Raw genomic sequence first — 15,326 nt, 5'->3', positions numbered from 1 at the left:
AGAGCGCCATCCAACTCTCCTCAGACGTACGTGAGTTGACTACGCACATCGTCCCGCGCGCATCGTTCCGCAGGTAGCGGTCCGCCGCGACGGGTACGGCGACAGCCTCCTCGACGGCTCTCTCGACGGCTCTCTCCGTGGCGACGAGGCCCGGCGGGTCAGTGGTGCTCGGCGAAGTGGGCGTGGACGGCGTCCAGGAGCAGTCGCAGCCGTGCGCTCGTCACCGACGGCATGACGGACGCGAAGGCCTCGTCGAGCTCGCCGGGCGTACGGAACATGTAGAGGACGCGCTGCAGCATGCCGGCCAGATCGGCGATCCTGCCGTGGCAGTCGGGGTGATCCATGGCGACCAGCTCATGCGCCTCCGCGACCGGGTCGCGGCCGTACTCACCGGTGGGCAGCTGTGAGGCGAACTCGTTGACGATGCCGAAGCGGGCGAGTGCCTCCCACTGCGACAGCGGCAGTTCGCCAAGGCCCGGGCAGACGCCGAACGAGGGGTCGCGGACGAGTTCCGCCACGGCACGCAGGAAGGCGTCGACGGGTTCGTCGCCGGCCGCCCGGGCGAGCCGGTCACGGAACGCGGCCGGTCTGGCGCCGTACCGCTCCGTGGCGTACTCGTCCGCCAGTCCGTCGAGGAGCGAGGCCACGGCGCCGAGAGGCATGGCCCAGGCGATCGTGTGCGAGTCCTGCATCAGCCGGGAGAAGCGCTGGAGTTCGTCCTCCAGCGGGGCGGCCCCCGGGTTCCGGGAGGCCAGGGCGAGGTCGACAAGGCGCGCCGGCACCCCGTCGGTGAGCACGGCGTCGGTCGGTTCGGTCACCCGAGGCAGGCTAAGGGAGAGACCCGCGCACCGCGGATCACCGTCCACGCCCCGAGGCGCCGCGCGGGCGTCACCACCGGTCGCCGCCGTGTCCTTCTCCCTGGCGGGCACCGGCCCCGGACCGACGTGATCACCGAGGCCCTGGGCCGGCTCCGCGCCCACCCGACGCGACAGCCGTGCGCCCGGCCGTGCCCGGACTCCGGCGTCACGACGAGAACTCGCCACAAGGGGCGTGGCGAGCTGACGGATCCTCATGAACGGTGGAGGCTTGCGGCCGAGAACCATGTACCTTCCAACGATTCGCTCGTTCCCGATCCGTTGCATGAGAAGGGGGACTCTTGTTCCGCCGATTGGTCGCCGCAGTGGTGGTGATGGCCGGGTTGACCGCGTCACTTGTCGTTCCGGCCGCCGCCACCGATTTTCCTCCGGCCACCACGCCCCTGATCACCTGGAACATGCAGGGGGCCGACAACAAGGCGAAGAGCGGCAGCAAGTGGACCACGGTCCAGCGGCTGGCGTTGCAGGTGCCGATCCTGATGCTTCAGGAGGTCGGCCCGCACCCGCCCGAGAACAGCGCCGCGCAGCCCGACCAGACCTTCACCACGACCGACAGCCAGGGCGGCACGCATCAGTTCACCGTGCTGCACCGGACCTGGATCGTGGACAGCGGTTACCGCAGCACCATCCCGACCCGTGAGGTCTACTTCCTGCAGACCGCCGACGACGCGACCAACCCGCGCCGGATCGGCGGCCGGGTCAACAACGCGCTCGTCCTGACCGAGGCACCCGACGAGTTGATCGTCGTCGGCAACCCCGTCGACGCCGGACGGAACGCGCTCGGGGCGCGCTTCGGCAACGAGTGGTACTTCACCGTGCACGGCCTGTCCGGCGGTGGCGGCGACTCCGGGACGTTGCTGAACGCCATCGACGACCGGATCGAGAGCCTGGGCAACCAGCGTGGCGTCACCTACAACGCGACGGTCGGTGGCGACTTCAACGTCGAACCGGAGGTCCTCGAGGAGCGGACGAGCTTCCCGCCGACCATGCGGATCCACGCCTCGACGCAGGGGACCCACCAGGAAGGTGGTGTGCTGGACTACTTCGTCACCACCCACTTCGACCACGCGCTGACGGTCTCGGTCCGGCCCGAGGGCAACTCCGACCACCGGCCGACCCAGTCCGGCCGGCTCAACGCGGGCGGCACCAGCCCGCCGCCCCTTCCCAGCCCGTCGCCCGGCGCGATCGACGAACTCCGGGTGATGCCGACCGGTGACGGGATCACGGCCGGTGTCCACAGCACCGACGACGGTGGCTTCCGGGACTACCTGAAGGCCATCCTGGGCGGCCTGACCACCATCGCGGTGGTCGGTGGCACGGTGGCCGAGCTCGTCTTCAAGCGCACGGATTTCGTCGGTGAGCTGAAGAACGGCAAGCGGGGCGACCCCGACCACATGGGCTTCGACGGCAAGGGCATCGACGCCATCAAGGCCGAGTCGATCCCCGCGCTGCGGACACTGCGGCCGAACTTGATGACCCTGGTCGCGGGCACGGCCGACCTGGCCGGAGGTGCCGACGGTGCGGCGACGGCCGGGAAGATGCGGACCTTCCTGGACGACATCCACCGGGCCTCGCCGACGACCACGGTTCTGCTCGGGACCCTGCCGCCGTCGACGAACCCGACGTACCAGGCCCGGATCGACGCCTACAACAGCGAGCTCCGCACGATCGCCTACGCCAAGATCAAGGGCGGCGCACGGCTGGTCCTGGTCGAGCTGGGTGAGGTCACCCCGCAGGACATCACCAACGAGATCTACCCGACCGACGCCGGCCACCGGAAGATCGCGGACGCCTTCGCCGAAGGCGCCCGGATCGCGGTCCTACAGCGCATGATCAGCGGTCGCTCGTACGGCTGGGAGCCGATCGGCAAGATCCGGGACGCCGCCCCGGCCGGCTCGAAGATCGCGTTCCCCGACCTGAACGGCGACGGCAGGGCCGACTACGCGGTGGTCGGTACGGACGGCAAGGTGACCGGCTGGCGCAACGACGACCCGCGCAAGGCCGCGGTCTCGCTGGGCGACATCAGCCCGGCCGACCGCGGGACCGACCCGGACCGGGTCTACTTCGCCGACCTGGACGCCGACGGCAAGGACGACTACATCCGGATCCTGTACCCGCCCGACTCGCCGGCCGGCATCCCCGCGATGCGGATGGCACGGAACACCAGCAGCGGCGGCAGGATCAGTTGGGACAGCCCGACGATCGTCGCGAACAACCTCGTCTACGAGCCGGAGCTGTACTTCACCGACATCGACGGTGACGGCCGCGACGACCTGATCACGCTGGACCGGATGAGCTTCCCGACCGCCTGGCGGAACAAGGGCAAGGGAATGCCGACGCCGGGCGGCTGGGAGAAGGTCGAGGGCTTCGGCACTCCGGGGGAGGCGCGCGGCGCACAGGTCGCCTTCGCCGACATCACCGGTGACGGCAAGGCCGACACGGTCCGGGTCGAGTTCACCACCGGTGAGGTCCGGGCCTGGCAGAACACCGGCGCTCCGTGGAGCGTCACCAAGGGCTGGAAATCGCTGGGCGTGATCCGCGCCGACGATCCGTTCCAGGGCACCGTCGGGACCTTCGCCGACCTGGACGGCGACGGGATCGAGGACTTCGCCATGATCCGCTCCGGTACGACCGGCTCTCGGACGGCGAAGACCGCCGTCAGGGCGGCCGTGGCGAGTGGCGCCGGGGACATCGAGGGCTGGTTGGTGCCGAGTTACGGCGACGGCAGCCGCAGCGACGGCGGTGCCGGTGACCTCGGTGTCAACGGCGGTGTCGGCGACCCGATGGAGTCGCACCCCGGTGGCGACGACGGCGGTGCGCGGCCGGGTGCGTCCGGCGACTGCCGGCCGGAGGGTCTGGCGGCCACGCCGGGCGTGGCGACGCCGTACTGCAAGGTCTATCAGAGCGACGGCCGGGAATGGCTCGGCCAGGGCCGGGACCGCCGGGTCGTGGGCTACTTCAACGGTGGTCGCACGGGCGCCGACGGCACGCCGCACTACCTGGTGAAGAACATCCCGTGGTCGAAGGTGACCCACCTCAACTACGCGTTCGCGTCGGTGGAGAACAACCGGATCAAGGTCGACTCGAACGCCACCCAGAAGGAGTGGCCCGGCGAGGTCGGCGCCGAGATGGATCCCTCGTTGCCCTACAAGGGGCACTTCAACCTGCTGACGAAGTACAAACGCCTGCACCCGCGGGTGAAGACGCTGATCTCGGTCGGTGGCTGGGCCGGTTCCGGGGGCTTCTACGCGATGACCACCAACGCCGACGGCTCGGTCAACCAGAGCGGCGTCGACACGTTCTCGCGCTCGGTCGTGGACTTCCTGCGGACCTACGGGTTCGACGGCGTCGACATCGACTTCGAGTACCCCACGGTCCTCGAGGACACCGGCAATCCGACCGACTGGGCGCTGTCGAACCCGCGTCGCAAGGGTCTGCCCACGACGTACGCCGCGTTGATGAAGACGCTGCGGGACTCGCTGAACCGGGCTTCGGTCGCGGACGACAGGTACTACCTGCTCACCTCGGCGTCGTCGGCCTCCGGCTATCTGGCCCGCGGGATGGCGAACCAGACCGCGCTGGACCACCAGGACTTCACCAACCTGATGGCCTACGACTACCACGGCACCTGGAACGACGTCGTGGGTCCGAACGCGGCACTGTTCGACGACGGCAAGGACCCGGAACTGTCCGATCAGTACGCCACTCCGGAGTACGGGAGGATCGGGTACTTCAACACCGACTGGGCCATGAAGTACATGCGTGGCGCGATGCAGGCCGGGCGCGTCAACATCGGTGTGCCGTACTACACGCGCGGCTGGCAGAACGTCACCGGCGGTACGAACGGTCTGTGGGGCACGTCGCGGAAGCCGAGCGGCTGCGAGCCGGGAACGGGCATCAAGCGACCCTGTGGTGACGGTGCCTTCGGCATCGACAACATCTGGCACGACGAGACGAACAACGGCAGCGAGCTCGGCTCCGGGACGAACCCGCTGTGGCACACCGAGAACCTGGAGAAGAACATCACGCCGGTCTACGCACGCAGCGTCGGGCTGAAGCCGGAGACCGACGTCACCGACCGGCGCACGGGCCGGTACACCCGGTACTGGGACGACACCACGAAGACGTCGTGGCTGTGGAACGCCGAGAAGAAGGTCTTCCTGTCGACCGAGGACGAGCAGAGCATGGACGCCGTCGCCGATCTGGTCAGGTCGACCGGTGCGGGCGGCGTGATGATGTGGGAGCTCGGCGGCGACTACTCCTGCCCGGCGGACGTCCAGCCGGACACCCCGTGCGGGATGGGGTACACGCTGACCACCCGGCTGAACGAGAAGCTGGGCAATGTCGGCGCCTATGACAACAACCTGCGCACCGGCAGCAGCGGTGTCGCGCCGACGGTGACCGCCGACCTGAGCGTCGAGATGGTCGACTACCCGACCGCCACGGCGAACCTGTGGCCCCTGCAGCCGACCGTCCGGATCACCAACAACACCGGGCGCACGCTCGGCGGTGGCAAGGACACCACGTTGTCGTTCGACATCCCGGCCTCGACGTCACCGCTGGTCAAGGACGCCAACTGGCAGACCGGTGCCCAGGGTGGCCGGTGGAAGCTGGCGCCCGGTACGACGTTCCACCGGGTCAGCACGACCCTGGACTACTGCCAGATCATCCCGGCCGGGAAGTCGCTCGACCTGCCGATCATCTACTTCCTCCCGATCACCGGTCCGGTGAACACGAGCCTGTCGATCGGCGGTACGGCGTACGCGCCGGTGAACGACAACCTCAAGGGACTCGGCAGGGCGACCCCGCCGGCCGGTGGCTGCAGTGCCGGGAACTGGGATGCGACCAAGATCTACTCCCCGGCCGCCCAGCCGATCGAGCAGACCACGGTCAAGTACAACGGCAAGGTCTGGAAGGCCAAGTGGGAGACGAAGGGCAGCGCCCCGGGCACCGGGGCCGACGCCGACCACGAGCCCTGGAAACTGATCGGCAACGCCGGCTGACCGTTCCCAGCCACCCAGCCCGACACTCCACGGCTTGATCAAAAAGCCGGAGAGTGCTTCTGACCTGCAGTGACGGAACCCCTTATGGGGCCCTGTCGGCTGCACGGTCGGAAGCACTCTCCGGGTGAGCGCCGTGGAACAGGGAACAGTCACCTGCGGCTGATCCCCAACGGGTCCCCGAAAACGAGTCAGGGGCCGTTTCAGATTGCTCTGAAACGGCCCCTGACCTGCGACTTCGATAAGTCGGGACGACAGGATTTGAACCTGCGACCCCTTGACCCCCAGTCAAGTGCGCTACCAAGCTGCGCCACGTCCCGGTGCCCGTCTCCGCGGTTTCTCTCCGCGTCGGCCGTGCAGGGAAAACATTACCTCACTCCGGGGGGTGGGTTGACGCACGGGCTGTCACCTCGTCGGGGACGAGGTGGTCAGCACCGCAGGTGGCGGCCAGGGACGCCGCTTCGGCGAGGGTGGCGGGCGAGCCCGTCGCGTGGGCGAGGTCCCGTCGGGCCCGGGCCTCCTCGTACCGGGAGGGGGACGCCGCCAGGTGCGCGACGGCGCGGGTGAGGAGGCGGCGGGACTCGGCCGGATCGGCGAAGAGCGCCAGGCAGCGGAGGGCCTCGCCGAGGGCGGTGGGGGTGCCGAGGCGTTCGGCGTGGGCATGGGCCGCGGTGGCGATCCGGGCCGCGCGGTCCGGGTCCGTCGGGGCGAGGGCCCGGGCGAGGTCGAAGGGCCAGGGAGCCCAGACGCCGTGGTGCCGGCCACGGACGGTCAGCGCCTCGGCCGCCTCCTCCAGGGTGTGGACCGCCTCCTCCCGGCGGCCCTCGGCGAGCAGCAGCCGGCCGAGGACGCTCGGGCCGTCGGGCAGCACGATCGCGCCCGGCCAGGGCGGGCCGAAGGCGTAGTGGTCGGCGACCTTGCGCGCCTCGCCGGTACGGCCCCGGGCGAGGAGCGTGTCGACGAGGAGGCAGGCCGTGTCCCAGTGGACGGGGAGCCCGGTGCCGACCCGGTCGGCCAGCCGGAGTCCTTCCTCCAGGTGCCGCTGCGCCCGGGGCAGGTTTCCGCGCCTCCGGTGGACCAGGCCCAGAAGGGTGTGGGCGAAGGCCAGGTGGGCCCCGCTCCAGCCGGAGATCTCGAAGGCCCGGACCGCCTCTCCGAACAGGGCCTCGGCCCGGTCGGGACGGTCGGCGAAGGCGTACGCGATCCCGGTGAGTGCCGGGATCTCGAAGCCCCAGGTGGTGTCGGTCCAGCCGAGTCCGCCGGCCGGGGCGCCGTCGGCGAGGGCGCGGTCGCAGAGCCGTACGACCTCGGTGGCGGGTTCGCCCCGGAGCATCGCGTCGAAGGCGCGGACGGCGACGAGGGCCCGTTCGGAGTTGTCCGCGCCGGTGAAGTCCGCGGTGAGCTCGGCGAGGCGGCGGGAGCGGCCGGGACCGTCCTCCTCGGCTGCCTGGAACCCCTCGTACATGAAGTGCGCGGCCTGGAGGCGCCGGCGGCCGGTGCCGGGCGGGGTCCGGCCGGCTTCGGCGGCGACGGTCCTCGCGGCCTCCCCGAGCCGGTTGCTGTGGGCGAGGGCCTGGGCGAGCCGGTAGGTCGCGTCGATACGGAGCGCGTCGTCGAGTCCGGGCAGGTCGAGCGCGGAGCGCAGATGGCGGACCGTGGCCGCGGGTGCGGTGAGCAGGGACGCGCAGCCGAGCTCGTACAGGACGGTGGCGTACGTCTCCGGGCGGGGCGGTTCGGCGAGGGCCCGGTCCAGGCAGCGGCGGGCCGCGTCGGGGGCTCCGACGGCGAGGTGCTCGACGGCCGCGGCCCTCAGCTGCCGGACGACGTCCTCGTCGTCGTCCGGGTGTACTTCGAGCAGGTGCCGGGAGGCGGCGGCCGGGCCGTGTCCCGCTCGGGTCAGCGCCCAGGCCGCCCGGCCGTGCAGGGCGGTCCGCACGGCCGAGGGGACCGATCCGTGGACGGCGGTCGCGATGAGCGGGTGGACGAATTCCTGGGGGGCCGCCTGCGCGGCGCCCCGGGGGTCCGGTGCGGTGCCGAGGGGGTCCGTCGGCGCGGCTCGGGGCGGGGTGGTCACGATTCTGGCCCTGCGGAGGCGGTCGAGGTGGTCGGCCACCTCGCTCGGAGTCATCCCCGTGAGCGCCGCGAGGAGCATCGGTGTGCTGTCCGCGCCGAGGACGGCGATCGCCCAGGCCAGCCGGGTCGGGCCGGTGCCGAGCGCCTCCAGCCGGGCGACGAGGCCGCCGCCGCGGGCGCCCGCGGCGAGATCGCGGAGGAGGGCGGCGGATTCCGCGACGGGTCGGACCGTCCGGTCGCGGGCCTTGGCGAGCAATTCGACCGTCTCGTACGGGTTCCCGGAGGTCACCGTCCAGAGTTCGTGGCAGAAGGGTTCGTCCGCGTGATCTCCGAGGGCTTCCCGCACCAGAACGGCGCTGGCCTCGGGTGTGAGGGCGTCCAGGCCCAGGGTGAGCACGGCCCGGTCGCCGAGCGCGGCGAGGGGGCCGGTGGGCACGGTGGGGCCGCCGGCGCCGCGCGGTGCGCTCGGCAGAGGCCGGTGGGCGAGGACGAGCAGGACGGGCAGGCGGCCGTCGCGCCGGGTGCGGGTGTAGGCCTCCAGCCACGCCAGGGACTCGGCGTCGGCCCAGTGGGCGTCGTCCACGAGCAGCACCGGCGGCCGGTCCCGCAGTCGCTCGGCGAGGCGGTCCAGGAGGCGTACGAGACCGTCCCGTACGCCCTGCGGGTCCGCGGGCGCGGCCGAGGAGGGCGGCGGTGCCGCGAGCCCCAGCGCGGGGGCGAGGAGGTCGTAGTGCTCGCCGAAGAGCTGCCGGACCTCCTCGGCGTCGTGTCGGTCCAGGGCGGGCTGGAGGAGTTGGCGTGTGAGGTGGAAGGGGACCGGGGTGAGCGTCTCGCCGCCCCGGGCGGTCAGGACGGTGCAGCGGTCCCGGGCCGTGCGGCGGATCTCGGCGAGGAGCGCGGTCTTGCCGATGCCCGGCTCTCCCCGGTAGACGAGGACGCCTCCGCCGTGGCCTCCGCTCTGGTCTCCGCGGTGGGGCGCGGGGGCGTCCGCGTCGGAGGCGAGGTCGACGGAACCGGTGACCGGAGCGGGGTTCGGATCGGGGTCCCGTCCGGCGGCGGTCCCCGCGACGAGCGTGTCGATCGCGTGGGCGGCCGCGGCCAGTTCCGAGCGTCGCTCCAGGAGGCCTCTGCCCGACCCGGATCCCGCGACCGAGTCGTACCCGGACGGCCTTGCGGGCAAAGGCTGTTCGGGCTCCGTCGACACCGCTGACCCACTCCTCCGCACGAGTTGTCGTGATGACCGGCCCGCGCGACGCACGCGGCCCCGGGATGCGCTGGACCGACGAGCCTAGCCGTCCTGATCGTCCCGGGGGCGACAATGGAGGGGTGAACCGGACAGAGAGTGACCCCGGCAGGGACCGTGACGAGGAGGGGCGGGCCCGCAGCGCGCGTCCCCGCGACGGGCTCGGCCGGCCGCTGCCGTACGGGGCGGAGGGCGTGCCCCGGCAGCCCGAGGGTGTCGTGCGCACTCCGGAGGAGACCCTGCGGGAGGCTCAGCGTCTGCTGGACGCCGGGATGCCCTTTCACGCGCACGAGGTCTTCGAGGACGCCTGGAAGTCCGGCCCGGAGTCGGAACGGGACCTGTGGCAGGGGCTCGCGCAGCTCGCCGTGGGCCTGACGCACGCCGCCCGCGGCAACGCCCCGGGCGGGGCGCGGCTGCTGCGCCGCGGCGCGGACCGCCTGGCGGGCGCGCCGGGGGACGTGGCGGCGGTCGCCGTCACCTACGGGATCGATGTCGGCGGACTCGTGCTGTGGGCGCGGGAGTTGGCCGGGCGCGCGGAGGCCCCGCCCGTGGTCGACGCCGCAGCGGAGGCACCCGGCCTGCGCGGAAACCGTCCCTGACGGACGCCTCCCCTGATCCGGCACCCGACGGGCCCGGCCACGGCCACGACCGCGGCCGCTTCGTCGACCGCCTCCCCTGTTGCCTCCCCCGGCTACTCCCCCGACCGCCGCTCCAGCACTCCCTCCAGCACCGCCGTGTGGCTGACCGCCGGGTCCTTGGCCGCCGTCAGGAGGGTGATCGTCCCCTTGGCCGCGAGGTCGCGCAGCCGGTCCAGGGCCGCCGCCGCTTCGGGGGCCGCGAGTTCGGCCTCGTACCGTCGGCGGAACTCCTCGTACTCGCCCTCCGGACCGTGGTACCAGCGGCGGAGTTCGGTGGACGGGGTGAGCGCCTTGGGCCATTCGTCGATGTGGGCGTCCGTCTTGGCGAGTCCGCGCGGCCAGAGCCGGTCGACGAGGACCCGTACGCCGTCGTCGGGCGAGGGGGGCTCGTAGATCCGGCGGACGCGGACGTCGTGGCTGTGTGCGGGCATGGCTCCAGGGTGACGGACGGGCCCGGGACTCACCCCTCGACGCGCAGCGCCGGAAGCAGGACGGCGTCGACGAACGTCAGCATGGTGGAGACGTCCGAGAAGCGCTCCTCGAAGAGGCGCTCGACGCGGAGCATGCCGAGGAAGCACGGGGCGACGAAGCCGATCGCGGGGTTGTCGGCGTCGACCTCGCCCCGCTCGACCGCGCGGGCCACCACCGCGTCGATGGCCGCGACCTCGGGGGCGATGACGGTCTCGCGGAGTGCGGCGCGCAGGTCCGGGTGCTGGATGAAGGCCTGGGCGACGGCCTCCATGAGTTCGGCGTCGCGCTCGCGGTGGGAGGCGGCGATCCGGCCGGCCTCGCGCAGGTCGCCGGCGAGGGTGCCGGTGTCGATGCCGGTGAAGACGGTGCAGCGGCGCTGGGCGAGCGCGGCGGTGACGAGCTGGGGTTTCGTGCCCCACTGCCGGTAGAGGGTGGCCTTGCCGCACTTGGTGCGGGCCGCGACGCCCTCCATGGTCACCGAGTCGTAGCCGCCCTCGCGCAGGAGGCAGAGCACGGCGTCGTACAGCTCGGTCTCGCGCTCGGGCGTGATCTTGCTTCGGCGGGCCGCGCTGGTAGCGGCTTCTGTGGACATCGATCCCTCCAGGACACCTCTGTCTCTGCACATACGAGAGTAGGGGGTGCACAATCGAGACGCAAACGTTTCGATACGCTTGCGTCTCGATGAAAACGGATCTAGGCTCACTCCGTTTGTTGGCGATTTGACGGATTAGAGGACCGCACGATGGCTGGCGGGATACGCGGGATACGAGGACCACGTCCTGCAGGACCGGGGATGACACCTACCCCCGGCCCCGCCGTACAGGACGGCCCCGCCGAGCGGGGCAGGCCCGCCGAGCAGGACGGGCCCCTCGCTCACGAGAGGGGGGACGAGGACGGCGGCGCGACCGCCAGACCGCCGCTCCTGCGCGAGCTCGCGCTCGTCACCGCGCTCTTCCTCGTCTACAAGCTCGGCCGGCTCTTCGCCAACGGCCACGAGACCCGCGCCTTCCGCAACGCCGACCGCGTCTGGGACGCCGAGCGCGCGATCCACCTGCCGGACGAGGGAACGATTCAGCAGCTGCTCCTGCACGCCGAACCCCTGGTCCGGGCAGCGAACACCTACTACGCGGCCGTGCACTTCCCGGCCACGCTCGTCTTCCTCGTCTGGCTGTATCTGCGCCGCCCCGCCCACTACGTGTGGTCGCGCCGCGTCCTCGCGGTCGTCACCGCCGCCGCGCTCGCCCTGCACCTGCTGATGCCGCTCGCCCCGCCCCGGATGCTCGCCGCCGGCGGACTCGTCGACACCGCCCGGGTGTACGGCCCCTCCGTGTACGGGGCGACGCCGGAGACGGACTCGATGGCGAACCAGTTCGCGGCCATGCCCTCGCTCCACTTCGGCTGGGCCCTGATGGTCGCGATCGGCCTCATCGCCGCCACCCGGTCCCGTTGGCGGGTCCTCTGGCTGCTCCACCCGCTGCTCACCCTGCTCGTCATCGTCGGCACCGCCAACCACTACTGGCTCGACGCGCTCGCCGCCGCCGCGATCCTCGGCCTCGCGCTGCTCGCCGTCCGCGCCCCCGGGCGCCGGACGGCACCACCACCCGTACCCCGCACGCTCGGTACGGCCCCTCTTCCGGTCGGAGCCCTCCGATGAACCCCGCCGTCGGCACCGTCATCGCGGTGCTCCTCTCGCTCGTCTCCGCCGCCGGATACGCGCTCGCGGCCGTCGCCCAGTCCCGGCTCGCCGCCGCCTCCCCCGCCCCGGACGGGCGCGGGGCGCTGCGCGCCCTGCTCGCCCGCGGGCAGTGGTGGTCGGCGGTCGGCCTGAACGCCGCCGGCGCCGTCGCCCACGTCGCCGCCCTGCACTACGGGCCGCTGACCCTGGTTCAGCCGCTCGGCGCGCTGACCCTGGTGGCGGCGCTGCCGCTCGGCGCGTACGCCGCACGGCGGCGGGTGACCCGTACCGAGTGGCGCGGGGCCCTGTGGACCCTGGGCGGTCTCGTCGGACTGGTCGCCGTGACCGGGCCGACGGAGCCCGGCGAGGCGCTCAGCCTGCGCGAGTCCCTGGTCGTCGCCGCGGCGACGGCGCTCCTCATCGCCGTACTCGCCTCGGGCAGGCTGCACGGCGCGCACGGGGCCGGTTCGCCCGCGCCCGGCAGGCGCCCCGGCCGCGGACTCGGGCACGCCACGGCCTCCGGAATCGCCTCGGGTGTCGCCTCCGCGCTCACCCAGACCCTGACGGCCGCCCTCGCACTCGAACTTCCGGGCCGGGAGCCGAGCTGGTGGCAGACCGCGCTGCTCGCGCTGCTCATCTCGGGCTTCGCGTCGGGCGGGCTGCTGCTCTCCCAGGCCGCCTACCGGGGCGGACTCGCCGCGCCGCTCGCCGTGGTCAACCTCTCCAACCCGGCGGCCGCCGCGGTGATCGGTGTGGCACTGCTCGGCGAGACGTTCCGCGCGGGCGCGTGGGGCTGGCTGGTCGCGGCCGGTGCGTCGCTGGTCGCGGCCCGGGGTGTGGTCCTGCTGACGAAGGGCGGCTCCCCCGAGACCGCTCCGGTCCCGGAGCCCGTGGCCGTGACCATGGCGCTACCGGAGACCGTGACCGTGGCGCTACCGGAGGGCATGCCGCTCGCCGTACCGGAGGCCGGAGCCGTGACCGTACCGGTGGCCGTACCGGTGGCCGCGGCCACGCTTCCCGCGGGAGCCACGCGTTCGGCGGGGCCGGGGAGTCCGGACGCTCCCCGGTCGCGCGCTCCCCGGGAGCTGAGGGCGGTGCCGACACCCCGCGGGTCCGGTGTCTCCGGTGGTTCCGATGACGCCGGCCTCGGAACACGAGGCCGGGAACAGGCGATGACCTTGAATTCGTCATCTTGACGACAACCGGACCGACCCCCTATCGTCAACATGACGACAAGGGGGTTTGTTCATGGCAGACATCACCCGGCGGGCCGGCTGGCGCCATCTGCGCTCCGCGCCCACCGCGCACATCCGCCACCAGCGCCGAGGCCGGCTCGTCCACGACGGCGAGGGGCTGAGCTTCTGGTTCCGGCCGCTCACCGCCGCCCTCTCCGAAGTGCCGGTGAACGACCGCGAACTGGCGATGGCCTTCCACGCCCGCACCGCCGACTTCCAGGACGTCAGCGTCCAGTCCACCGTCACGTACCGGATCGGCGACCCGGCGGCCGCCGCCACCCGGCTCGACTTCTCCATCGACCCGGACACGGGCGCGTGGCGCGGCACCCCGCTGGAGCAGATCGCCACCCTTCTCACCGAGACGGCCCAGCAGCACGCCCTCGACGTCCTCGCCCGCACGGCACTCGCCGAGGCGCTCGTCGACGGCGTGACGGCGGTCCGGGACCGCGTCACGGCCGGGCTCGCGGCCGAACCGCGTCTGCCGGCCACCGGCATCGAGGTCGTCGCGGTCAGGGTCGTGGCGATCCGCCCCGAACCCGAGGTCGAGCGGGCCCTGCGCACCCCCGCCCGCGAACAGATCCAGCAGGAGGCCGACCGGGCGACGTACGAACGCCGCGCGGTCGCCGTGGAACGCGAACGCGCCATCGCCGAGAACGAGCTCGCGAGCAAGATCGAGCTGGCCCGGCAGGAGGAACGGCTGGTCGAACAGCGCGGCACCAACGCCCGTCGCGAGGCCGAGGAGAACGCGGCCGCCGACGCGGTGCGGGCCGAGGCCGAGGCCGTACGGAAGGTCCGCCTCGCACAGGCCGAGGCGGAGGCGGCACGCGAGGTCGGCGCCGCGCGCGCCGGGGCGCAGTCCGCGTGGCTCCGGGCCCACTCGGAGGTGGACCCCGCCACCCTGCACGCCCTCGCCGTGACCCGCGCCGCCGAGAACCTGCCGCACATCGAGCACCTGACGCTCTCTCCGGACGTGCTGACCGGGCTGCTGGCCAAGCTCGGCGAGGGCGGGGCCCGGCCGTGAGCCTCGCGCCGCGCGCGGTCCTCGTGCACCGGACCACGGAGTACGAGGAGCTGCTCGCCCGGCACGGGACGCACGGCCAGGCCGCGTTCTTCCTCGCCGCGCGCGGCCGCTCGGTGGACGCCGTGCGCGAGCGGCACGAGCGGACCCGCCGGGCGCTCGCCGAGGTGGCGGCCGCGGTGCCGCTGACCTGGCGGCAGAGCCGCGTGGAGCGCGCCGATCTGGACCGGTTCCTGTTCGGACCCGAGGACGTGGTCGTCGTGGTCGGCCAGGACGGCCTGGTCGCCAATGCCGCGAAGTACCTGACCGGTCAGCCCGTCGTCGGGATCGACGCCGACCCAGGGCGCAATCCGGGCGTTCTGGTCCGGCACCGGGCCGACCGGGCACGGCGGCTGCTGCCGTACGCGGTGGAGGCGGGGGCGACGGTCGACGAACTGACCATGGTGGAGGCCCGCACCGACGACGCCCAGCGGCTGCTCGCCCTGAACGAGATCTACGTCGGGCCGCGCGGCCATCAGACGGCCCGGTACACGCTGGACCTCGACGCGCCGGAGGTGCCGACCGGCGCGCCCGAGCCCCAGGCCTCCTCGGGTGTGCTGGTGGGGACCGGCACGGGGGCCACGGGCTGGCTGCGCTCCCTGTGGGAGCAGCGCTCCAGCACGCTCGCCCTGCCCTCGCCGGCGGACGCCCGGCTCGCCTGGTTCGTCCGGGAGGCCTGGCCGTCGCCCGCGACCGGCACCAGCCGGGTCGAGGGGCTCCTCGATCCGGGCGAGGGCCTGCGCCTCACCGTCGAGTCGGACCGGCTGGTGGCGTTCGGCGACGGCGTCGAGTCGGACGCGCTGGAACTGACCTGGGGTCAGACCGTCCGCCTCGCGGTCGCCGACCCGCGCCTGCGTCTCGTCCACTGAGGGGCCGGAGGGAGCGCCGGGGAACCGGGGAAGGGGCCGCCGGGGAGCCTTCGAGGAGCGGCCGGCGGAGCCCTGCGGCCGCCGGGGCGCCCGCGGCCGAAATCGATCGCCCGTGCGCGGCGACGGAGACGCATGGCGCTATGCTCGGCGCGCTTTGCCCGGTTTACCCGGGTGTTCCGTCCCGGTTTCC

Annotated in this window: 10 protein-coding genes and 1 tRNA gene; 6 read left to right on the top strand and 5 right to left on the bottom strand. The window is 72.8% G+C overall.

Going from position 1 to position 15,326, the window contains the following annotated elements:
- Positions 1-158: 158 nt before the first annotated feature.
- A complete protein-coding gene (locus IE311_RS18145; RefSeq protein WP_189832735.1) occupies positions 159-818 on the bottom strand; it encodes a hypothetical protein in 660 nt (219 codons plus the stop codon).
- Between the two features lie 338 nt (positions 819-1,156).
- On the opposite strand from IE311_RS18145, the gene IE311_RS18140 reads away from it, so the two are divergent.
- Entirely contained in the window at positions 1,157-5,878 is a 4,722-nt protein-coding gene (locus IE311_RS18140) for a glycosyl hydrolase family 18 protein (protein WP_189832734.1), read from the top strand.
- Between the two features lie 243 nt (positions 5,879-6,121).
- On the opposite strand, the gene IE311_RS18135 is transcribed toward IE311_RS18140, so the two are convergent.
- Both IE311_RS18135 and IE311_RS18130 read right to left on the bottom strand, forming a co-directional pair.
- A tRNA-Pro gene (locus tag IE311_RS18135) sits at positions 6,122-6,195 on the bottom strand.
- A gap of 53 nt (positions 6,196-6,248) precedes the next feature.
- The gene (locus IE311_RS18130; RefSeq protein ID WP_229901994.1) at positions 6,249-9,152 is read right to left on the bottom strand and encodes an ATP-binding protein; all 2,904 of its coding nucleotides are present in this window, start codon (positions 9,150-9,152) and stop codon (positions 6,249-6,251) included.
- Between the two features lie 65 nt (positions 9,153-9,217).
- Between IE311_RS18130 and IE311_RS18125 the strand changes: the two genes are divergently transcribed.
- Entirely contained in the window at positions 9,218-9,790 is a 573-nt protein-coding gene (locus tag IE311_RS18125) for a DUF309 domain-containing protein (RefSeq protein WP_189832763.1), read from the top strand.
- Between the two features lie 92 nt (positions 9,791-9,882).
- Here the strand turns inward: IE311_RS18125 and IE311_RS18120 are convergent, their stop codons facing one another.
- Positions 9,883-10,260 carry a DUF488 domain-containing protein gene (locus IE311_RS18120; RefSeq protein WP_189832733.1) on the bottom strand — a complete coding sequence of 126 codons (378 nt, stop codon included), beginning with the start codon at positions 10,258-10,260 and terminating at the stop codon, positions 9,883-9,885.
- A gap of 29 nt (positions 10,261-10,289) precedes the next feature.
- On the bottom strand, positions 10,290-10,892 hold the full coding sequence (locus IE311_RS18115; protein ID WP_189832732.1) for a TetR/AcrR family transcriptional regulator: 603 nt from the start codon (positions 10,890-10,892) through the stop codon (positions 10,290-10,292).
- Between the two features lie 201 nt (positions 10,893-11,093).
- Between IE311_RS18115 and IE311_RS18110 the strand changes: the two genes are divergently transcribed.
- Genes IE311_RS18110 through IE311_RS18095 form a run of 4 tightly spaced genes read left to right on the top strand, consistent with a single transcriptional unit; the run spans position 11,094 to position 15,136 of the window.
- Positions 11,094-11,954, top strand: coding sequence for a phosphatase PAP2 family protein (locus tag IE311_RS18110; RefSeq protein WP_229901992.1), 861 nt, complete (start codon positions 11,094-11,096; stop codon positions 11,952-11,954).
- On the top strand, positions 11,951-13,171 hold the full coding sequence (locus IE311_RS18105; RefSeq protein WP_229901991.1) for a DMT family transporter: 1,221 nt from the start codon (positions 11,951-11,953) through the stop codon (positions 13,169-13,171). Before IE311_RS18110 ends, IE311_RS18105 begins: the two co-directional genes overlap by 4 nt.
- A gap of 52 nt (positions 13,172-13,223) precedes the next feature.
- Positions 13,224-14,231 (top strand): SPFH domain-containing protein, encoded by a 1,008-nt coding sequence (locus tag IE311_RS18100; RefSeq protein ID WP_189832731.1) that lies wholly within the window; start codon positions 13,224-13,226, stop codon positions 14,229-14,231.
- A complete protein-coding gene (locus IE311_RS18095; RefSeq protein ID WP_189832730.1) occupies positions 14,228-15,136 on the top strand; it encodes a hypothetical protein in 909 nt (302 codons plus the stop codon). Before IE311_RS18100 ends, IE311_RS18095 begins: the two co-directional genes overlap by 4 nt.
- Positions 15,137-15,326 lie beyond the last annotated feature (190 nt).

It is taken from the genome of Streptomyces zaomyceticus (assembly GCF_014656215.1).
Lineage (GTDB): Bacteria > Actinomycetota > Actinomycetes > Streptomycetales > Streptomycetaceae > Streptomyces > Streptomyces zaomyceticus.
Note: the sequence above shows the minus strand (reverse complement) of the source record. Positions and strands in the feature narration are given on the sequence as shown.